We start from the raw sequence: 19,186 nt of genomic DNA, 5'->3' as shown, positions 1-19,186 counted from the left end.
GATGAATCGCCTGATCAAACTGCGGCTCGCCGGTCTGCTGATCGCTATCGGCGTCACCCACGTGCATGCCGAGCAAGCGCGCATCAATCGCGGCCACGACCCGTTCTTTCAGATCTCCAAAGCAATTGCCGCCTGCCCCACGCCGCTCGGTCCGTTCGAAACGGAGAAGGAATGGCTCGACGACAGCCATTATCGGATCGAACGTGGCAATAGCTGCTGGATCGAGGGCCGCTGCCGTTTGCCGAGCGCGTATCTGTACGACCCGGAAATCGCCGACGCCGTACAGCGGCGTCTCGCCAATCTGAACGTCGCCACGCACTGGCGCGAACAGTCGACGCTGTGGCTCACGCTGCAACGCCGCTTCATCTATGTGGAAGGCTGCGTCGCGCCAGGCTTCGACAAGCATACCTTTCTCACCGAGTTGGCAAAAACGGCGGACGTCGAACGCGTGATCGACAACACGACATCCGATCCGCATGCCGCGCGACTGCCCTATCGGACGCTTGCGGACCCCGACAAGCCGGTGCTCGATCCCGGCAACTAGCGCGTGCGGCTAGCGGCGCAAAACAGCACGCCGCGACTCCACGATCACGCCGCGATCAAGCCGCCACGGCTATATCGGCAATCGTTAATAGCAACGCAGAAATCGAACTTTGGCCCGGCCAACGTCATTGCTAACATCGGCGACCCGACATATCCGGTCAGCACAACAATGACAACACAGAGATCGCATCGCTCCGCATTTCGGCTCGGCCTCATCGGCGCGGCCGTCGCCAGCCTCGTCACGCTCGCTTCGTGCGGCGAGGACAATCTGCCCACCAGCGCGGCGCCGGCACCCGTCGTCGCGCAGAAGCGGCCCAACATTCTGTACATCATGGCCGACGACCTCGGCTATTCCGACATCCACGCGTTCGGCGGCGAAATCAACACGCCCAACCTCGACGCGCTGGTGCAGTCGGGCCGCATCCTGACGAATCACCACACCGGCACGGTCTGCGCGATCACGCGCTCGATGCTGATCTCCGGCACGGATCACCACCTGGTCGGCGAAGGCACGATGGGCGTGCCGACCGACGAACGCAAAGGCCTGCCCGGCTACGAGGGATACCTGAACGACCGCGCGCTGTCGGTCGCGCAATTGCTGAAAGACGGCGGCTATCACACGTACATGGCCGGCAAATGGCACATCGGCTCGGGCATCGTCGGCAGCACGACGGGCGGCGGGCAGACGCCGGACCAGTGGGGCTTCGAGCACAGCTACGCGCTGCTCGGCGGCGCCGCGACCAATCACTTCGCGCACGAACTCGCGGGCTCGCAGAACTACACCGAGGACGGCAAGTACGTGCAGCCCGGCCAGCCGGGGCAACCGGGCGGCGCCGGCGGCAGCCCCGCCGTGTTCTACTCGACCGACTTCTACACCCAACGCCTGATCTCGTACATCGATTCGAACAAGGGCGACGGCAAGCCGTTTTTCGCCTACGCCGCGTACACGTCGCCGCACTGGCCGCTGCAGGTGCCCGAGCCCTATCTGCATAACTACGTCGGCAAATACGACTCCGGCTACGACGCGATCCGCAACGCGCGCATCGCGCGGCAAAAAGCGCTCGGCATCATTCCGAACGACTTCGTGCCGTACGGCGGTGCATCGGAGACGCTCGTCGCGAGCCCACCCACCGCGAACAACGGCACGGCGAACGCGAAGTACGTGAGCGCCGTTCATAGCGCGGCGCAGGGCTACACCGACTACGGGCCGGGCACGGTGAACAAGACGTGGGACAGTCTCTCGCCCGCGGAGAAGAAAGCGCAGGCGCGCTACATGGAAATCTACGCGGGCATGGTCGAGAACCTCGATCACAACATCGGCCTGCTGATTCAGCATCTGAAGGACATCGGCGAATACGACAACACGTTCATCATGTTCCAGTCGGACAACGGCGCGGAAGGCTGGCCGATCGACTCGGGCGCCGACCCGAGCGCGACCGACACCGCCAATGCCGCCGACCCGGTCTACTCGGCGCTCGGCACGGACAACGGCAAGCAGAACGCGCAACGGCTGCAATACGGTTTGCGCTGGGCCGAAGTGAGCGCGACCCCGTTCCGTCTGACCAAGGGTTATTCGGGTGAAGGCGGCGTGTCCACGCCGTTGATCGTGCACCTGCCGGGTCAGATTTCGCAGAAGCCGACGCTGCGCGACTTCACGCACGTGACCGACAACACCGCCACGTTCCTCGCCGTCGCACAGATCTCGCCGCCTTCGCAGGCCGCGCCCGCATTGATCAACACGCTCACCGGCGTCGATCAGAACAAGGGCAAGGTGGTCTACAACAATCGCTACGTGTATCCGATCACCGGGCAGTCGCTGTTGCCGTTGCTCAACGATCAGGCCACGACCACGGTGCACACCGCATCGTTCGGCGACGAAGCCTACGGCCGCGGCTATCTGCGCAGCGCCGACGGCCGCTGGAAAGCGTTGTGGACGGAACCGCCGCTCGGTCCCGTGGACGGTCACTGGCAACTGTTCGACATGAGTTCGGATCGCGGTGAAACGCAGGACTTGGCGACGCAGAATCCCTCGGTGATCGATGGTCTCGTGCAGCAGTGGAACAACTATATGAGCAGCGTCGGCGGTGTCGAGCCGTTGCGTCCACGCGGTTACTACTGAGCACGCCATGACGCTTCGATTCAAGCTCAAGAGCGGCGCGGCGCTGTACGGCGCCTACGCCGCAATCGCGGCGGCCGCGTTCGCCGCCGCATTCGGGGCCGCGACGGCCGCTTCGGCGGCATTCGGCGGCAGCGGCAAACAAAGCGCGTTCGACGATCTGAACCGCTCGCGCCCGCTGGCGGCACTCGGCTCAGAGCAGCAATGCGAGCGCTATGGCGGTCTGCCGTCGCGTTGGCGCGACGATCCGCAAGCGGGCATGGTGCATCTGCACGGCGGCGACTTCGTGTTCGGCAGCAAGCTCGGCTACGAAGACGAGCGCCCCGCCGGCGACGGCAGCACGCATGTCACCGGCTTCTGGATCGATCAGACCGACGTGACGAATGCGCAGTTCGCGGCCTTCGTCAAAGCGACCGGTTATGTCAGCGATTCGGAACGCCAGGGCGGCGCCGTGGTGTTCCACTCGCCGACGCGCGACGAGATGAACGCGCGCGATCTGGCGTGGTGGACCTGGGTAAGAGGTGCAGCGTGGGATCATCCGACCGGCCCGGGCAGCAACCTCGACGGCCGCATGAATCAGCCGGTGACGATGGTCACGCAAGCCGACGCGCTTGCGTACGCGCGCTGGCTCGGCCGTGATCTGCCGACCGAAGCCGAGTGGGAATACGCCGGCAAAGCCGGCCACGAAGGCGCGGACCTCGACACCGCGCCGCGCGACGAACACGGCCGGCCGAGTGCGAACTACTGGCAAGGCGTGTTTCCCGTGTTGAACACCGACGAGGACGGTCACGTCGGGCTCGCTCCGGTTGGTTGCTATGCGGCTAATGATTTCAGGCTGTACGACATGATCGGCAATGCGTGGCAATGGACCAAAGATGTCTACAGCGGTCCGCATCAATCGCACACCAATGGGGATACGGCGGCGGTCGCGCCACTCAACCGTCGACACGACACGCCGATGGTCATCAAGGGCGGCTCGTTTCTCTGCTCGCGCGACTATTGCGTGCGTTATCGCGCGGCTTCGCGCGAACAGCAGGAAGCGGATTTGCCGGCCGCGCATATTGGCTTTCGCACGGTGTTGAGGGACGCGTCATGAAACCGCGTGCCGTCACGGCGGCGGCGCTGCTGGTCGTGGCCGCGCTGCTTCAACCCGCGCTTGCCAGCGCTGCCACTGCAACCCAGATCATCAAGGTCGGAGTGAGCGCGGGCGCGCACTCCGAGATCATGGACGAAGTGCGCCGCGTCGCGGCCACACGCGGACTCGCGCTCGATGTCGTCGTATTCGACAAACCCGCGGCTATCGATGCCGCACTTGTCGCCAAACAGATCGACGCCGCGAGCTTCGAAGACGAGCCGAGTTTCGACGCACAACGCAAACAGCATGCCTACGCGTTGATGAGCGTCGCCACGACGGTGACGTTTCCGATCGCACTGTACTCGCGCAAGCTGAAGAACCTCGGCGAGCTGCAACTCGGCGCGACGATCGCGATTCCCGCGGATCGCGAAGGCGCCGCACGCGCGCTGATCCTGCTGCAGAACTTCACGTTGCTGACGTTCAAGGACAGCGCGGGCTTGCACGCAACGCCCGCCGACATCACGAGTAACCGGCTGAATCTGAAGATCCGCCAGGTGCCGCGCGCGCGTCTATTCGACTCGCTGAACAGTGTGGCCTTCGCAGTGATTGACAGCGACGACGCGACGCGCGCGGGCCTCTACCCCGCGCGCGACAGCCTCGGTCTCGAAGACGCGCGCTCGCCCTACGCCAACGTATTGACCGTACGCGACAGCGACCGCAGCGAGGTGTGGGTCGCGCAACTGATCGCCGCTTATCACTCGAACGACGTTGCGCATTTCATCCTCACGCGCTACCAGGACTCGGTGCGCCGGCCATGGTGAACGCGTTTTCGTTTGCGTGCGCGGCGTGCGGCAAATGCTGCAACAGTCCGCCGGCGATGACGTTGGCGGAGCTATTCCGGCATCGTGATCTGTTCATCGGCTGCATTGCGATTGGCCGCATGCCGCGCAAGCGCACCGGCGATCGGTTGCGCGTCGGGCAATATGAAAGCGTGCTCGACGCGGCGGACGTTGCCGCGTTCGATACGCTCGCGGACACGTTGCTGCATCGCGCGGGCGACACCTTCAGCATCACCGCGCAAGGCTACGATTACCCTTCCGTCGCACGCTGCCCCGCACTCCAGGACGACGGACGCTGCGCGATTCATCTGCACGGCAAGCCGCTCACGTGCGAAGTGGTCCCGCTCGACCCGCTGGTGCCGGACACGCTGCAACACCTGGTATTGGCCGCGCGCAATCAGAGCGCCGCCTACCTCGGCGCCGACTGCATTCACGAAGGCGAACGTGACGGCGCTGCGTTGCTGGTCAAGCAGGGGCGCATCGTCGATGCGAACGCGAAGGACGCGCTCACGCGCCGCCGCAATGCACTCGCAAAGGAACGCGAGGTGTGGGGACAAGCCGTATTCGAAGCGCTGCGCAAAGAGTTGTTCGACTCGCCCGCCGCGTCGGCGCGCATTCCTGCCGGCGGCTTTCTGACGATCTCGATCGTGCCCGCGCTCTTGACCATAGCGGCGGCTTGCGCGCGCTGCCGCCAGTTGTGTATCGACTATATCGATAGCCAACTCGCATTGATCGAACGTTGCATCGCGCAGGCGCTATTGCGACACCGGCTGGACGATCGGCCGATCACCCGCGAGTTGCGCGGCTTCGGCGACGCTTATCGGCGTGCCAAAGCAGCGCTGGAAGTTCCCTTGTCCGCCGCAACCGGTAGCGCTGTTGGCTCGACACCTTGTGCCGTCGAAGCCTATCTGAGCGGCACGATCTGCCAGGCGCCGTCCACATTTTCACGAATGACCCAAACACACAGGCAAGCGACGCGAACATGAGGTAGGTATCAGCGAGCTTGTCGTAACGAGCGGAGACTCGACGAACATACTTGATACGGTTGAAGAAGCGCGCGACTACATTGCGTGTGTGGTGCAGCGTCCGGCTGTATCGGCGTTTCGACTCGCGGTTCGAGCGTGCCGGTCTATTTTTCCGGCCCTTAAGCAGCGCTTAAGGGTTTGATGCGAGCGAGTCATTTCATTGCAACGCATTCGGCAATTGCACTTTAGCGAGTTCTTTCCGTAAGGCTTTCATAAGGTTCTCCGACGCATATTCGACGCACGCGCTTAAGCGGCGAGTGTATGGCTCGAAGCGTCGAATCAGACGGCGATCAACAGGAGAACGGCTTGTTAGAGACCTCGAATTATCGTGTCGCGAAAATGAGCAACAAAGTGCCCGAGGCGACACTCGTTTTCTGGGCAATCAAGATCATGGCGACCACGGTCGGTGAGACAGGTGCCGATTTTCTGGCGGTCCACGTCGGTCTCGGCACCGCCTTCACCGGCGCCGTGATGCTCGTGCTCTTATTGCTTGCACTCGTGGCACAGCTTCGCATGCGCAAATACGTGCCATGGATCTACTGGCTGACGGTGGTCCTGGTCAGCGTGGTCGGCACGCAGATCACGGATGCGTTGACTGACAAGCTCGACGTCACTCTTTATGTCAGTGCGATCGCATTCGCGCTGGCACTGGCCGCGGTGTTCGCGCTGTGGTACGGCATCGAAAGGACGCTTTCGATTCATACGATCCATACGACGCGCAGAGAGCTTTTCTATTGGGCCGCCGTGTTGTTCACCTTCGCGTTGGGCACCGCGGCGGGCGATCTCGCAACCGAAGCGCTGGGACTCGGTTTCATGATCGGTGTCGTGGCATTCGGCACGCTGATCGTGCTGATAAGTGCGATCTACTATGCCGGCGGCAACCCGGTGCTGACGTTCTGGCTTGCGTACATTCTGACGCGGCCACTAGGTGCTTCGTTAGGCGATCTGCTTTCGCAGTCGCGTGCATACGGCGGTCTCGGTCTGGGCACGATCAACACGAGCGTCCTTTTTCTGACGGTAATTGTGGTGCTGGTCATTTTCGCCAGCTCGATCGAACAGCGTTCCGCGCGGGCGGCTATAGCACGTGAACCTTAGCCTCGAGTTGGCCTCGCTCGAAAAGCCGTCCAGGCAGCCCGTTTTAGTCAACGCCAAATCAAACGGAAGACGATCATCATGAATCAGCGCACACTCAAACAAGCCGTCATCGCTTCGTTCGTCGCTATGTCCGCGATGAGTTTCGGGCATGTGGATGGGGGCCGGGTTAGCCTTTCTCGGGCCGAGGCGGCCGAGCCGGCCAAGGCGTCGAAGCTCGGCGACCTGGCTCCGTTCCGCAAGATAGCGGCCGATACCGCCGTACTGGTCGACAAAGGCGACCTGGCGGGCGGCAAGGCGCGTATCAAAGATCTCGAACTCGCATGGGACGACGCCGAGCCGTCGCTCAAGCCACGCGCCGCAGCGGACTGGCATACGGTCGACAAGGCCATCGACCGCGCGCTAAGCGCGCTGCGCGCGAACACGCCGAATGCCGCCGAATGCAAGCAATCGCTCGCAGAACTACTGGCCACGATGGACCGGATGAGCGGCAAAGCCTGAATTGCGGCGGTATCAGAATGAAATAAGGCGTTCTGATCCGCTGCTCGATTGCTCGGGGTCACTCACGGGAATGAGATCATTCACCTGCTCCAGGACGCCCGTTTCTTCCACGTCATACACCGGAGATAACACGTCCGTTGCGGTGGAAACGCTCCCGGAAGCCTGTGCCACTCTTCTTCTCTGCAACGAGGATCTCGTCGAGGATATCGCGGTCGCTGCGGCGGGGCTGTCACTGCCCGGAGCGGCTACCACGCCGATGCGTTTGTGCAGGCAGATCGCTCCGCCGGCGCCAAAGTCGTCATTCCGCGTTTTTGTCAAAGCTGCGTGTCCAGCAACCAGACACACTTTTCAATCAGCTTCTCCGTGAGAGGACGATGCAGCCATGCTTCAAGTGTGATGCGCTGCGACTTCTTGACGTCGTCCGCGAAGGTAGCGGTTTGCTGCTTCGCGAAATCGCGGTCGTAGATATTCAGGTTCGCTTCGTCGTTCAGTTTGAATGAACGGTTATCGAAATTGGTCGATCCGACCGAAACCAGGTACTCGTCCACGATCAGCAATTTGCAATGGAACATGGTCGGCTGGTACTCGTATATTTCGACCCCGGCTTTAAGCAGATTGCCCCAACAGGCGCGCGACGCCTCGCGCACCGTGTGCGTGTCGATGCGTTTGCCCGGCGTGATGATCCGCACTTTCACGCCGCGTTTCGCCGCCTCGACGATTGCGTTGATGGTCAGCTTGTCAGGCACGAAATACGCGCTCTCGAGATGAATGCTGTGCGTGGCCGCCGTAATCGCCATCAGGTACATCAACTGCATGTCGTCGCTGCCACCCGACGGCGAGCTGCTGAACATATGCGCGAGACCGTCGCCCGCCGCTTCGACGTGCGGAAAATAGCCAGGGCCGTGCAGTACATTGCCGGTCGCCTTGACCCAATTGTCCATAAACACAGCTTGCATGTGACCGACCACCGGACCGGCCACACGAAAATGCGTATCGCGCCAGTGCTTCTCGTCCTGCGCGTGACCGGTCCACTCCGGCGCGATGCCCACGCCGCCAGTAAAGCCGACATGGCCGTCGATCACCAGCAGCTTGCGGTGCGTGCGATCGTTCATGCGGCCGAGCCCGGTCCAGTGCGGTTTGTGATACTGGATCACTTCCGCGCCGGCTTCGCGCAGCAACTCCAGATAGCGCTTATCCATTTTCGCCGAGCCGACCCAGTCGAGCAGTACATGCACCGCGATGCCTTCACGCGCCTTGTCCGCGAGCGCATGTGCGATCTGTTCACCAATCTCGCCGGACCAGTAAATGAACGTTTCAAACGTGATGGTTTTACGCGCTGACCGAATCCCGTCGAGCATCGACGGAAAAATGCGGTCGCCGTTGAGCAGCATCTCGAAGCGATTGCCGGAGATGACCGGCGGCCCGAGCAGCAATCCCATCGATCGCAGGAATTGCGGATCGTCACTTGCATATAGCCGCTCGATCTTGTGCTCGATCTTCTTCTCGCCGCTCGATAGATTGGCGATCACCAATATGATAACGAGCGTGACGAACGCGGTAATGACAATACTCAGCATACGTGGCCTCGATGCTAATCGGCAGGACGCCACCTACGCGTCCCGCGGTTTGACGGAGAGTACCGGACCGGGGTCCGGCTTTAACCACGAATGCAAGACGCATTGCGCATGCCCATTGCGGGACCGCGCTTTGCTACTTCCGCTTCTATCAGGTGTAAAACTTATCTGACCAGCGAGAACGCTTCCCGGCTGGCAATTTCACCCGCGCCATATACGCCGACCACGGTATAGTCCGACGCCACGCATTCAAATGTCGAATCCTGAAACGTAATCACGAAATGGCGCTGCGCCAGCCCCACCGATCCGACTGCCGCAATTTCCGCGGCCAGCGACGAATTCTCGACTTCATGCGCCGAATAGCCAGACAAACCTTGCCCGACCAGTGGATGAATGTCGAGATTGCCGTCGCCCGGCGGACCTAGCCGATGAAACACGGTGTCGGGAAATAGCACCGCGCAGAAGGGATCGTCATCGGCATCGAATGGTCCGAACCGTTCAAAGTCGGCTTCCGCAATCGGGTAAGCGAGAATCACGCGGCGATCACTCGCGACAATAAAAGGTTCGGCGGCATCGGCTGCCGGACGAGGAACGGAATCCAGCAGGACGACCAGGTCTTCCTGCTGGGGTGATTCAACCGTGCTAGTCATCTACTTCACGACTCCGTTGCGCTCATGCGCTGGCTTCAACCGGGGCGGTTTGCGACGCTGCCGGGGCGCTGGGCGGGACAGTTTTCGCGGCAGCTTTGCGAGTCGGCGCTTTTCTGGCCGCTTTCACTGCCGTGTTCTTCGCAGTGATCTTTTTAGCGGCGGGTTTCGCTGCGCCTTTCTTTGCCGCTACTTTCCTGGTCGCCGCCGTTGCCTTCTTCGCGGCCGTCTTTTTAGCAGCGACCGCCTTTTTCGCCACGACTTTCTTTGCCGCCGCTTTCTTGCTCACGGCACCGCTGGTTGCCGCCGATTTCGCTTTGCCGGCTTTGGTTGCAGCTTTAGTGGCGACCTTCGAGGCTGCTTTCGCGGCTTTATGGCCAGCACCGCTCGCCGCGGCGGTTGCGCCGTCGATGAGGAATTTGGTGCGGTCTTTGACCGTCGCGAGCCATGCGGGCGCCGGACCACGGCCACTCCAGGTCGCGCCGGTCTTCGGATTGAGGTACTTAGGCGGCTGTGCGCCTTTCGGCTGACCTTTAGTGCGCTTTGCACGCGTCACCAGGGCCTTTGCCTCGGACTTCAGTTCGCTCGCGCCTTCGATCAGGAATTGAGTGCGGTCTTTTACGCCGGCAATCCAACCCGGCGCACGGCCATGGCCCGTCCAGGTGGCGCCGGTTTTATGGTCGCGGTATTTCGCCGCTTTAACGGTGCCGGTGCTTTTCGACTTGCCGACTCCGGCATGGCCGTTCAGGCCTCGCGCCGCGCGCGACGCTTTTGCCCTGGATTCGATATCCTCAGTAGTCAGGCCGTGCTTGATCATCAGTTCGCGAATCTGGTCGACCGCGACTTGCGCTTTCCTGGCAATAAGCGCGTCGGCTTGCGTCTGAAGTTTCTTAAGCTTTGCCTGGATTTGCTCTAACGTTGGCATTTTGATTCCTCCCTATGTGGTAATCGTCAAACTATGCCATGAATGGCAGAAGAAAGGCAGATCAATGTGGCCTTTAAGACACTGCTCGACCCAATTACTTGCCGTCCGAGTAACAAACTTTCAGGTTCACTACTCAATTACCCAATCTCTCTTCCTTTTCCTTTCCTTCAGACTCTTCTATTTGCCTTTCCAACTCCAGTCCCGGAGTTCAGGTTGGTGTAAAAACGACGGCCTGGCGATCGGCTATGTACCGCACGCTACGAACAAAACGGTACTGTTGACCGTCCGCCGTTATCCGGTTGAGCCCGAGGCGGGTCAAGGTCAGCATTTCGTCCGCCTGAAACGCGTCGACCACCCCCGAATCCGTCATATCCTCCAACGCACCGGACGGATCGCCGACATAAACACTACGCACCTGGGCGCCAATCCGCATCAAAACCACGCTTTCCCCTTCGTCGAGCGCCAGTTCGAGATAGCCGGCGAGCGTGCGTAGCGACGCCGGCGTGCAAGTCTGCGACTGATAGATCGCGGCATTCGATGGTGTCATTTGTGTTTTCCCGTCACCGGCATCAACGAAAAGGCGCTAGCCGTGCTTCTCAGCAATGGTCGCTTCTACTATAGGCAAGCATTCGAATATTCAAAGGACAGTAGTTCATTTTTCATTCGAAACGGAGTTTCCCGACAGCCGGGTTTAGAAATCGAGGCTATTGGCAGTGACAAAAACCCATTCGTCAGCGACAAAAAGCGCGTGCGCGGACAACCGTAACTCGGCGTTACGGATCTCGCAGCACTGTTTCACCTGTGTCCGCGCCACGCTCCTACACTCCAAACCGTATTCAGCGGCAAGCTGATTCACTGGGAATCAACCGGCAGCATCGCGCTTTGACGCGCAAGGAGAACGGAAAATGAACAGGAAGATCATTGGCGCGGCATTGGGTCTGGCAGTTCTGGCGGCATCTTCGGCCGCCTCGGCACACGTGGACGTGGCCGTCGGGCTCGGCGTACCCGTCGCGGTCGAGGCAGCCCCGCCTGTCTATGTGGGCCGTCCGGCAGCGTATGGTCCGGCGCCGGTGCCGGTCGTCTACCGTGGCTACGGCGACTGGCGCGAACGGGAATGGCGCGAACGCCGTGAATGGCGGGAACACGAATGGCGCCGCGAACAATGGCGCGAACATGAATGGCGTGAACACAATCGCTGGGGTGGCTATTGAAAAGAAGTCGAGTAGCACCACCTTCGGGCATCTCAACCAAACGGTACTTCCAGATGAAAGCTGGTTTTATTAAAGCCGCTCTTGCAGCAGTGGCACTCACTTCGGCAACGGCCGGCACGGCGAACGCGGCCGGTTGCCTGAAGGGAGCGGTCGTGGGCGGCGTTGCGGGGCATTATGCCGGGCACCACGCGGTAGTGGGCGCGGTGGGCGGTTGCCTCGTGGGACGGCATATGGCGAAAAAACACGCTGAGGAGCAGGCCGCGCAACGTCAGCAGGCGAAGATGCAATAAGCCTGGCGAGTCCCGGCAAACTCCGGCAAGTTCCGGCGAGCCGCCGCGCAAGTCTTGTCGCAGGATTCAAGACATTGTTTGCGGCGGCGATTCTTCTTCCGCTCTTTCACGCGATCCGCAGTCCGCGGGCAGGCAGGATTTCCTGAGTCGTGACGAAACGGTGCTGTTTGACAGCATCGTGAAAGAGCCGGTAGTCGCTTTTCTCGAATGCGCTGGTCCACTCCGGTCTGTCCCCGGTGTCGTCGTCGCATTGCAGGCCGGTGGCTTTGAATTTCCAGGAGCCGCGTCCCTTGGCGATATAAGCCGGGACCGCCTCTTTCAAACCTGGAATGCGGCCGGCTCTCACCCATTCGCAAACGATCCGCAAGCGCTCGTTATCGTCCATGTTCCGGTTCGTATCGAGCAGATGGGTAAGCGTGTCTTTTACATCGTCCGGCAGACCGGATTGCGCTTCAAAATCTTCCCGCCCCGCCAGATACGCGCGGACCGCACGGCAAGCCATGTCGGCCGCCTGCACGAAGTCCGGCAAATTGTGTCTGGAGATGAAGTTGTTTCGACCATCGATGTAATGCCAGCGCGCCCACGGCTGGTCGGGATAGTGCAACGCGGCGCCGTGCCCCACAGGCAGCGCAACCGTCAGCACGTCTTGCTCGATGCGCTCCAGCAGATGTTCGGTGGCGAGCTGAAGGCTGGCGAGCCAGCCTTTGCGCGTGCAATCCTGGGCCTCCAGCAGATGCACGCGGTTCCACGGACTTTCGATACCCGCGAATCCCTGATGCGCCCAGGTGTCGACGTATGAGTGCAGCGTCACGCCCAGCCGATGCAAACCCGTCTCCGAGTCGCGTTGCCGGATCGCACGCCGCACCACTTCGCGCGCGACCTCGCTATCCGGCCGACAAATGGCTTTTTCTTCGAGTGTCTCGCCTTCTCCGGCCGGCAAGAAATGAAACGGCGTCCATACCAGGCGATTCTGGTCGTTCTCGGTATTGGCGTAGTCGAATAACTTGTGCGCGGTGGCAAAGCGCTCGAAGGTTTCGCCGCCTTTGAAACGCAGTATGCCCCGGGTTGTCGCATCGTCGACGTATTGGCAGGCATGCGCGACGGTCAGCGCATCGGCCGCCGTCATTCCGCCGACGCGGGCGGCAATATAGACCACACCATAGTGAAAGTCGATATTCATGGCTAGCGCTCCTGACGCGCGGCGAGCGACGGCGGGGGTCTTCTCGACCGCGCGCAGAAGCGGATGCGGGGCCGGCGCGTGAGTAGATAGTAGACGAGCGAGCGCCGCGCGGCTTTAAAATGACGTTTTATTAGTGTTTGCAAACGAGGCGAGCGAGTGCGTTTGGGCATGCCCTTCGACATGCCCAGGCGCATCGAACCATTAAATTTTCGGGCTACTGAGAGAACAAAGCGCAATGCCGCGGCAGTTCAGCGCGACCAGGTAGAGAAACGATCGCTCCGGAAGATCGGCAGTGCCATCCGCGTCAGGTCAGGTGAGTAATCGTCATCCGGCCATTCCATTGCGCATTCAGATACTCGATTGCGAGACTCCGGTGACAGCGATGGGGTAAATGTTCACTGCAAAGCAGGCAGGCCGAGCGAAATAGATCGACATCCAGATTGCTTTCCACCCGGCGTTTGGCAATCAGCTCGACGTACTCCGCCGTGAAATCGTCCCATTTCAATTGTTTGGCCTGGTAGCGTTTCAACAAGTCCGGCTCGGGCGCCAGTTCCGGCATTTCCATATACGCTGCGCCGCACAACTGCTCGAGGAAGTATGGCAAATCCTGCTTCTTCGCGAAGCCCGCCAGTTGCGACGTGTTATTCAGGCGAATGTCGAGAACCGTGCGCACCTCGGCACTTTTCAGCAGATCGAAAAAGTTCTGCGCACTCTTGCCGGCGAAACCGATCGTGGCAACCCGCACTGCATTGTTTTCACGTTTCATGACGAATACCCAACGGTGAGCGATTCAGCGCCAAAAAAACGAAAAGCCCCGCAGCGCTATCCGGTGCGGGGCTCGATTCTCAAAACATGTCGCGCGGTTTTACTTGACGATATCGACCAGCTCGACTTCAAACGTCAGGTCGGTGTTCGGCGGAATCATACCGACGCCACGGTCGCCATAAGCAGTTGCTGCCGGGCAGGTCAGTTTGGCCTTGCCGCCGACTTTCATCTTCTGAACGCCTTGAGTCCAGCACGGAATCACGCGATTGAGCGGGAATGTCGCCGGACCGCCATGCTTTGCGGAACTGTCGAACTCGGTGCCGTTCGGCAGCGTGCCGCGGTAATTGACCTTCACGACATCGGTTGCTGCCGGTTGAGCGCCTGTGCCCACAGTCAGATGTTCGACGATCACGCCGGAAGGCAGCTTCTCGGTGGTGGCTGCAGCCATCGCCGTTGTGGAAAGAAGAGCCGCGGCAACCAAAGCAACGATAGATTTCAAAGCAAGTCTCCAGTTGAGTAACCCGCGCCATTGTAGCGGATCGTCTGTTGCATACCGGTGGCTTGCGCGCCGTTTATATCCGGCTGCTGAGGAAAGAATGCCTTGCACACGCGTTTTAGTCGAGGCTTTGCACCACGCATCGACCCGCCGCCGGCGCTTCGACCCGCGCATTGAAATCCGCGAGCACCGTTTCTCGCTCACGGATGTCGGCCAGCACTTCTGGATCGAGTAGCCCGGTGATCACTTCGTCGCGATCACGGCCCGCTTGCGCGATCACGTCGCCGTAGGGATTCCAGATCGCACTCGCGCCGCACGCGGCCCAGCCGCCGGTCGTGCCGACATGATTCGACAGCAGCACGTATATGGTGTTGTCGAAAGCACGCGCGGGGAACCAGATGCGCGACTGGTGATAGCCGGTCTTCGCGCTGAAGAGCGCGCTCGCCAGATACGCGTGCGCGCCGTTGACCGCCGCGAGCCGCGCGTGCTCTGGAAAGCCCGAGTCGTAGCATACGCTGGGAGCAAGCCGCCATCCGTCGAGTTCCAGCAGCATGCAGCCTTGCGAGCCCGGCTGATAAATGCGGGACTCGCTGCTAAAGAGGTACTGCTTGTGGTACGGCTCGATCTGATCGCCGGACCGGTTGAAAATCAGCGACGAAATGTGGAGAGCACCTGGGTGGCCCTGATCGCGCGTCGCCGCGCCGACGATCACCGCGATCTCGCGCTCACCGCAGATCGCGCGAATCGGTTCGAGCCGCGGATCGTGCGCGTCGAACGCGTACTTCGCGGGGTCGTTGGCAATCAGATCCGGTTCATAGCCGCTTAGGAATTTTTCGGGAAAAACCACCAGCTTCGCGCCGTGCCCGGCGGCGAGATCGGTCAGTTCGACCGTTCTGGCGATGTTGGCCGCCACGTCGCCGGAAACCGGTTGTGCCTGCGCGGCTGCGATTCGCAATGACGTCTGCGGCAGCGATGCCTGTGAATGATTCAACGCGAACTCCATGATCAATGAGTCGTTGCAATGCGCCCGCGCGGATTCAAGGCAGGAATGTGCGCGAGCAAAGCCCCGGCATTTAATCACGGACGGACCGCACCCGCGAAGTAAGTGCGAACCTGCGGACGTGAACCACCGGCACGGTTCCGCAGTCCACACAAGAGATCCCCGCGAGCCATTGATCGACACGTGACTCCGACTCCAAAGAGTACTTTCGATGACCGAACCGGCTGATTCCGACGAGCCCGTCGTTCCCTTGTCCACTGCCGTGGCCGCATCACGCCGCGCGCCCCGACCGCGTCGGATTCCGCGCAGCCGCGAGCAGCAGGCACGGCTCGACGCACGCGAGCCGCCCTTCGAGCCGATCCCCTTCACACTCGACGAGGCCGCCGCGCGCCGCCCGTTCGCCGACAAACTCAACGAGTGGTTCGAAGCACGCCCCTGGCAGCCATTCGAATTTCAGCGCGAAGTCTGGGCGGAAATTGGCCAAGGCGCGAGCGGCTTGCTGCACGCCACCACCGGCGCGGGCAAGACGTGGGCCGTGTGGTTCGGCGCGCTGGCCGCCTTCGCGGCCACACAATCGCCGGCGCGAAAGCGCGCTCCGCGCACGCAGCCGGAGCCGCTCACGGTGCTGTGGATCACGCCGATGCGCGCGCTCGCCGCAGATACCGCGCGTGCGTTGCAGAGTTCGGCGGTCGAGCTTGCCGTGCCATGGAGCGTCGGATTACGTACCGGTGACACGTCATCGGCCGAACGCTCGCGGCAGAACCGGCGCATGCCGTCGGCGCTCGTGACGACACCCGAAAGCCTCACACTGATCCTCACGCGGCCCGACGCGCGCGAAGTACTCGCACACGTGCGCCTCGTGATCGTCGACGAGTGGCATGAGCTGCTTGGCAACAAGCGGGGCACGCAAACGCAGCTCGCGCTCGCGCGTCTCGTTCATTGGCGGCCCGATGTGCAGGTGTGGGGCTTGTCGGCGACGCTGGGCAACCTCGCCTTCGCCGCCGACGTATTGCTCGCGCCCGTGAAGACGCCGCGCGTCAGCGTGCATGGAGCGCTGCCCAAAACGTTGATTGTCGATACGGTGATTCCCGAGACCATCGAGCGCTTTCCGTGGGGCGGTCATATGGGCATGCGCCAGGTCGGCGCGGTGGCCCACGCGATCGGCGACGCGCAAACGTCGCTCGTCTTCACTAACACCCGCTCGCAGTGCGAGGTCTGGTACCAGGCGCTGCTCGAAGCGCGGCCCGAGTGGGCCGGGCTGATCGCGCTGCATCACGGCTCGCTCGATCAGGCAGTTCGCGAGTGGGTCGAACGTGGACTGAAAAACGGCTTGCTGAAAGTAGTGGTGTGCACGTCGAGCCTCGATCTCGGTGTCGATTTCCTGCCCGTCGAACGCGTGTTTCAGATCGGCTCGCCCAAGGGCGTCGCACGTTTGATGCAACGCGCGGGACGCTCGGGGCATGCGCCGGGACGTCCGTCGCGCGTGACGATCGTGCCGACGCATGCGCTCGAACTGGTCGAAGCCGCCGCCGCGCGCGAGGCCGTCGAACAGCGCCGGATAGAAGGCCGCGAAACGCCGGAGAAACCGTTCGACGTGCTGGTCCAGCATCTCGTCACCGTGGCGATCGGCGGCGGCTTCGACGCGCGTGAGCTGTACCGTGAAATTCGCGGCACCTACGCGTACCGGCAACTGACGCAAGCGGAGTTCGATTGGGCGCTCGGTTTTGTCGAAGGCGGCGGTGCGGCGCTGCGCGCATATCCCGACTATCACCGCGTGGTACGCGAAAGCGACGGACTGTACCGTGTCCCGCGCGAGGACCTGGTGCGCAGGCATCGCAACAACATTGGCACGATCGTCGCGAACGGCACGTTGAATGTCGCTTATCTGTCGGGCGGGCGAATCGGCGCGATCGAGGAGTCGTTCATTTCGCGGCTCAAACCCGGCGACATTTTCACCTTCGGCGGACGCGCGCTCGAATTGATCCGCGTGCAGGACATGACCGCGTGGGTACGTCGCGCGACTTCATCGCGGGGAGCGATGCCGCAATGGGCGGGCAGCCGCATGCCGCTGTCGTCGGAACTCGCCGACGCCACGTTGACGATGCTCGCACGCGCCGCCGCCGGCATCTACGACGAGCCCGAAATGCGCGCGGTACGGCCGCTGCTCGAATTGCAGCAGAAGTGGTCGGCTTTGCCCGAGCCTGGCGTGCTGGCGGTCGAGTTGGTGAAATCGCGCGAGGGACATCATTTCTTCTGCTATCCGTTTGCCGGGCGCACCGCGCATGTCGGCCTGGGTGCATTGCTCGCATGGCGTGCCTCGCGTGAAAAGCCCGGCACCTTTTCGATTTCAATGAACGACTACGGGTTCGAACTGCTCTCAGCGCAACCCTTCGATTGGGCCGCGCAATTGCAAGGCGGCCTGCTTTCACTCGACGAACTGGAGCACGACATTCTCGCGAGCCTCAATTCTTCCCAACTCTCGATGCGGCGCTTTCGCGAGATTGCGCGCGTGTCGGGACTCGTGTTTCAAGGACATCCCGGACAGCAGAAAAGCGCGCGGCAGTTGCAGGCGTCGAGCGGGCTGTTCTACGAGATCTTCCGCAATCACGATAGCGGCAACCTGCTGCTTGATCAGGCCGATGACGAAGTGCTGTTGCAGGAACTCGACGCGCAGCGCATTCGCATCGCGCTCGAACGCATGAACGCGAGCCGCGTCGTCGTGAACCGGCCCAGGAAGCCGACGCCGTTTGCGTTTCCGTTGATCGTCGGACGCTTGCGCGAGAAGGTGAGCACCGAGAAGCTCGCGGATCGCGTCGAGCGGATGCTCGCCGAACTCGAAAAGGCGGCGCGCAAATGAAGCCTGCTTCGTTGACCGTCGAGATCGCCGGGCATCCACTTGTATTGTCGAACTTGCGGGCGTGTTTCGATCCGGTGCTGCATTGCCTCTTCGTCGCCGATGCGCATTTCGGCAAGGACGCGGTGTTTCGCGCGCGCGGCATCCCGGTGCCGGTCGGTTCGACGGCCGACAATCTGATGCGCCTCGATATTCTGATCGCCGAATTCGAACCGGCCATGCTCGTGTTTCTCGGCGACCTGCTGCACGCGCGCGAGTCGCATGCGACGCAGACGCTTGATGCGTTGCATGCGTGGCGCGTGCGGCATGCGGGACTGCGGGTGGTGCTGGTGGAAGGCAATCACGACCAGCATGCGGGTGCGCTGCCGGGGACGTTGGGTGTCGAGTATGTGCAGGAGCCCTGGCTTATTGGGCCGTGGGCGTTGTGTCATCAACCGCAACGGGTTGAGGGTGCGTATGTGCTTGCGGGTCATCTGCATCCGGTTTATCGGATCTCGACGCGGACCGATTCTGTGCGGGCGCCGTGTTTCCGGTTCGGTACGGAGTGTGGCGTGTTGCCGGCTTTTGGAAGCTTTACGGGCGGAGCGCGCGAAGAAGGACGTGTGGCTGGGGAGAGGGTGTTTCTGGTGGTGCAGGAGCGGGTGATTGAGTTGGGTGCTGGGGTGAGGTGAGTGGACGGGGGCCGTCCACTCCTTCCTGTTCGTTCGGCCTGGTTTTGGGGCGGAGGCCGGTGGTTGCCGGCCTCCGCTTCTTCTTGCGGGAAGTACTGCTTCGCTTTAGTGGTTGCCGCCGCCGTGACCACCGCCATGGCCGCCGCCGTAACCACCACCGTGGCCTGCGCCGAAGCCGCCGCCGAAACCGCCGCCGGGGCCTGATCCGAAGCCGCCGCCGAAACCGCCGCCGTGGCCTTGGCCGCCGTTGCCGGAGCCGCCGGGGCCGCCGTTGCCGCCGTTGCCTTGGCCACCGTTGCCCGAGCCGTTGCCGCCGTTGCCGCCGTTTCCGGGACCACCGTTGCCCGAGCCGCTACCGCCGTTTCCGGAGCCACCGTTACCC

20 protein-coding genes and 1 pseudogene are annotated in these 19,186 nt (G+C 61.9%); 11 read left to right on the top strand and 10 right to left on the bottom strand.

Annotated features, from left to right (window positions below; all coding sequences use genetic code 11):
- Position 1 precedes the first annotated feature (1 nt).
- The 5 genes from P0D89_RS05825 (at position 2) to P0D89_RS05805 (ending at position 5,559) form a co-directional block, all read left to right on the top strand.
- Positions 2-544 carry a hypothetical protein gene (locus P0D89_RS05825; protein WP_408355834.1) on the top strand — a complete coding sequence of 181 codons (543 nt, stop codon included), beginning with the start codon at positions 2-4 and terminating at the stop codon, positions 542-544.
- Between the two features lie 168 nt (positions 545-712).
- Positions 713-2,662 carry an arylsulfatase gene (locus P0D89_RS05820; RefSeq protein WP_408355836.1) on the top strand — a complete coding sequence of 650 codons (1,950 nt, stop codon included), beginning with the start codon at positions 713-715 and terminating at the stop codon, positions 2,660-2,662.
- Positions 2,663-2,669: 7 nt separating this feature from the next.
- Positions 2,670-3,755 carry a formylglycine-generating enzyme family protein gene (locus tag P0D89_RS05815; RefSeq protein ID WP_408355838.1) on the top strand — a complete coding sequence of 362 codons (1,086 nt, stop codon included), beginning with the start codon at positions 2,670-2,672 and terminating at the stop codon, positions 3,753-3,755.
- Positions 3,752-4,555, top strand: a complete 804-nt coding sequence (locus P0D89_RS05810; protein ID WP_408355840.1) for a MetQ/NlpA family lipoprotein — start codon at positions 3,752-3,754, stop codon at positions 4,553-4,555. Before P0D89_RS05815 ends, P0D89_RS05810 begins: the two co-directional genes overlap by 4 nt.
- Positions 4,549-5,559: a hypothetical protein gene (locus tag P0D89_RS05805; RefSeq protein ID WP_408355842.1), complete on the top strand. Its 1,011-nt coding sequence runs from the start codon at positions 4,549-4,551 to the stop codon at positions 5,557-5,559. The genes P0D89_RS05810 and P0D89_RS05805 overlap by 7 nt, the downstream gene beginning before the upstream one ends.
- Here the strand turns inward: P0D89_RS05805 and P0D89_RS05800 are convergent.
- Positions 5,513-5,701, bottom strand: a pseudogene (locus P0D89_RS05800) (IS5/IS1182 family transposase); the annotation flags it as partial. The gene P0D89_RS05805 and the pseudogene P0D89_RS05800 sit on opposite strands and share 47 nt — an antisense overlap.
- Before the next feature lie 236 nt (positions 5,702-5,937).
- Between P0D89_RS05800 and P0D89_RS05795 the strand changes: the two are divergent.
- Positions 5,938-6,693, top strand: coding sequence for a COG4705 family protein (locus tag P0D89_RS05795; protein ID WP_408355844.1), 756 nt, complete (start codon positions 5,938-5,940; stop codon positions 6,691-6,693).
- 78 nt (positions 6,694-6,771) lie between these two features.
- Positions 6,772-7,191 carry a histidine kinase gene (locus P0D89_RS05790; protein WP_408355846.1) on the top strand — a complete coding sequence of 140 codons (420 nt, stop codon included), beginning with the start codon at positions 6,772-6,774 and terminating at the stop codon, positions 7,189-7,191.
- 314 nt (positions 7,192-7,505) lie between these two features.
- Here the strand turns inward: P0D89_RS05790 and cls are convergent, their stop codons facing one another.
- The 4 genes from cls to P0D89_RS05770 all read right to left on the bottom strand — a co-directional run bounded on the left by cls (position 7,506) and on the right by P0D89_RS05770 (position 10,884).
- Positions 7,506-8,768, bottom strand: coding sequence for a cardiolipin synthase (gene cls, locus P0D89_RS05785; RefSeq protein WP_408355848.1), 1,263 nt, complete (start codon positions 8,766-8,768; stop codon positions 7,506-7,508).
- 161 nt (positions 8,769-8,929) lie between these two features.
- Positions 8,930-9,415, bottom strand: a complete 486-nt coding sequence (locus tag P0D89_RS05780; protein WP_408355850.1) for a hypothetical protein — start codon at positions 9,413-9,415, stop codon at positions 8,930-8,932.
- A 22-nt stretch (positions 9,416-9,437) separates the two neighbouring features.
- Complete coding sequence (locus P0D89_RS05775; RefSeq protein ID WP_408355852.1) at positions 9,438-10,337, bottom strand: H-NS histone family protein; 900 nt, start codon at positions 10,335-10,337, stop codon at positions 9,438-9,440.
- Positions 10,338-10,545: 208 nt separating this feature from the next.
- Complete coding sequence (locus P0D89_RS05770; protein WP_408355854.1) at positions 10,546-10,884, bottom strand: hypothetical protein; 339 nt, start codon at positions 10,882-10,884, stop codon at positions 10,546-10,548.
- Positions 10,885-11,242: 358 nt separating this feature from the next.
- Here P0D89_RS05770 and P0D89_RS05765 point away from each other — a divergent pair, with 358 nt between their 5' ends.
- Together P0D89_RS05765 and P0D89_RS05760 are read left to right on the top strand one after the other, a co-directional pair.
- Positions 11,243-11,548 (top strand): hypothetical protein, encoded by a 306-nt coding sequence (locus P0D89_RS05765; RefSeq protein ID WP_408355856.1) that lies wholly within the window; start codon positions 11,243-11,245, stop codon positions 11,546-11,548.
- 53 nt (positions 11,549-11,601) lie between these two features.
- Positions 11,602-11,838, top strand: a complete 237-nt coding sequence (locus P0D89_RS05760) for a hypothetical protein (RefSeq protein ID WP_408355858.1) — start codon at positions 11,602-11,604, stop codon at positions 11,836-11,838.
- Positions 11,839-11,944: 106 nt separating this feature from the next.
- Here the strand turns inward: P0D89_RS05760 and P0D89_RS05755 are convergent, their stop codons facing one another.
- From P0D89_RS05755 to P0D89_RS05740, 4 genes are all read right to left on the bottom strand, one after another.
- Positions 11,945-13,018 carry a DUF6765 family protein gene (locus P0D89_RS05755; RefSeq protein ID WP_408355860.1) on the bottom strand — a complete coding sequence of 358 codons (1,074 nt, stop codon included), beginning with the start codon at positions 13,016-13,018 and terminating at the stop codon, positions 11,945-11,947.
- Positions 13,019-13,322: 304 nt separating this feature from the next.
- Complete coding sequence (locus P0D89_RS05750; RefSeq protein WP_408376220.1) at positions 13,323-13,784, bottom strand: DUF488 domain-containing protein; 462 nt, start codon at positions 13,782-13,784, stop codon at positions 13,323-13,325.
- Positions 13,785-13,883: 99 nt separating this feature from the next.
- Complete coding sequence (locus tag P0D89_RS05745; protein ID WP_408355878.1) at positions 13,884-14,231, bottom strand: FKBP-type peptidyl-prolyl cis-trans isomerase; 348 nt, start codon at positions 14,229-14,231, stop codon at positions 13,884-13,886.
- Positions 14,232-14,397: 166 nt separating this feature from the next.
- Entirely contained in the window at positions 14,398-15,270 is an 873-nt protein-coding gene (locus P0D89_RS05740; RefSeq protein WP_408355864.1) for a carbon-nitrogen hydrolase family protein, read from the bottom strand.
- A gap of 220 nt (positions 15,271-15,490) precedes the next feature.
- On the opposite strand from P0D89_RS05740, the gene P0D89_RS05735 reads away from it, so the two are divergent.
- Positions 15,491-18,136: a ligase-associated DNA damage response DEXH box helicase gene (locus P0D89_RS05735; RefSeq protein WP_408355866.1), complete on the top strand. Its 2,646-nt coding sequence runs from the start codon at positions 15,491-15,493 to the stop codon at positions 18,134-18,136.
- Positions 18,133-18,804 (top strand): ligase-associated DNA damage response endonuclease PdeM, encoded by a 672-nt coding sequence (pdeM, locus tag P0D89_RS05730; RefSeq protein WP_408355868.1) that lies wholly within the window; start codon positions 18,133-18,135, stop codon positions 18,802-18,804. The genes P0D89_RS05735 and pdeM overlap by 4 nt, the downstream gene beginning before the upstream one ends.
- A gap of 105 nt (positions 18,805-18,909) precedes the next feature.
- Here the strand turns inward: pdeM and P0D89_RS05725 are convergent.
- A partial coding sequence (locus P0D89_RS05725; protein WP_408376219.1) for a hypothetical protein occupies positions 18,910-19,186 on the bottom strand: 277 nt, incomplete at its 5' end.

This window comes from Paraburkholderia sp. RL18-085-BIA-A (genome assembly GCF_046027075.1).
Taxonomy (GTDB): Bacteria; Pseudomonadota; Gammaproteobacteria; order Burkholderiales; family Burkholderiaceae; genus Paraburkholderia.
The sequence above is the reverse complement of the archived record's forward strand: the minus strand, read 5'-3'. Positions and strand labels throughout refer to the sequence as shown.

Coding starts and splice junctions, on each gene's coding strand:
- P0D89_RS05825 (WP_408355834.1), top strand. CDS start 2: ATGAATCGCCTGATCAAACTGCGGCTCGCCGGTCTGCTGATCGCTATC.
- P0D89_RS05820 (WP_408355836.1), top strand. CDS start 713: ATGACAACACAGAGATCGCATCGCTCCGCATTTCGGCTCGGCCTCATC.
- P0D89_RS05815 (WP_408355838.1), top strand. CDS start 2,670: ATGACGCTTCGATTCAAGCTCAAGAGCGGCGCGGCGCTGTACGGCGCC.
- P0D89_RS05810 (WP_408355840.1), top strand. CDS start 3,752: ATGAAACCGCGTGCCGTCACGGCGGCGGCGCTGCTGGTCGTGGCCGCG.
- P0D89_RS05805 (WP_408355842.1), top strand. CDS start 4,549: ATGGTGAACGCGTTTTCGTTTGCGTGCGCGGCGTGCGGCAAATGCTGC.
- P0D89_RS05795 (WP_408355844.1), top strand. CDS start 5,938: ATGAGCAACAAAGTGCCCGAGGCGACACTCGTTTTCTGGGCAATCAAG.
- P0D89_RS05790 (WP_408355846.1), top strand. CDS start 6,772: ATGAATCAGCGCACACTCAAACAAGCCGTCATCGCTTCGTTCGTCGCT.
- cls (WP_408355848.1), bottom strand. CDS start 8,768: ATGCTGAGTATTGTCATTACCGCGTTCGTCACGCTCGTTATCATATTG.
- P0D89_RS05780 (WP_408355850.1), bottom strand. CDS start 9,415: ATGACTAGCACGGTTGAATCACCCCAGCAGGAAGACCTGGTCGTCCTG.
- P0D89_RS05775 (WP_408355852.1), bottom strand. CDS start 10,337: ATGCCAACGTTAGAGCAAATCCAGGCAAAGCTTAAGAAACTTCAGACG.
- P0D89_RS05770 (WP_408355854.1), bottom strand. CDS start 10,884: ATGACACCATCGAATGCCGCGATCTATCAGTCGCAGACTTGCACGCCG.
- P0D89_RS05765 (WP_408355856.1), top strand. CDS start 11,243: ATGAACAGGAAGATCATTGGCGCGGCATTGGGTCTGGCAGTTCTGGCG.
- P0D89_RS05760 (WP_408355858.1), top strand. CDS start 11,602: ATGAAAGCTGGTTTTATTAAAGCCGCTCTTGCAGCAGTGGCACTCACT.
- P0D89_RS05755 (WP_408355860.1), bottom strand. CDS start 13,018: ATGAATATCGACTTTCACTATGGTGTGGTCTATATTGCCGCCCGCGTC.
- P0D89_RS05750 (WP_408376220.1), bottom strand. CDS start 13,784: ATGAAACGTGAAAACAATGCAGTGCGGGTTGCCACGATCGGTTTCGCC.
- P0D89_RS05745 (WP_408355878.1), bottom strand. CDS start 14,231: ATGGCTGCAGCCACCACCGAGAAGCTGCCTTCCGGCGTGATCGTCGAA.
- P0D89_RS05735 (WP_408355866.1), top strand. CDS start 15,491: ATGACCGAACCGGCTGATTCCGACGAGCCCGTCGTTCCCTTGTCCACT.
- pdeM (WP_408355868.1), top strand. CDS start 18,133: ATGAAGCCTGCTTCGTTGACCGTCGAGATCGCCGGGCATCCACTTGTA.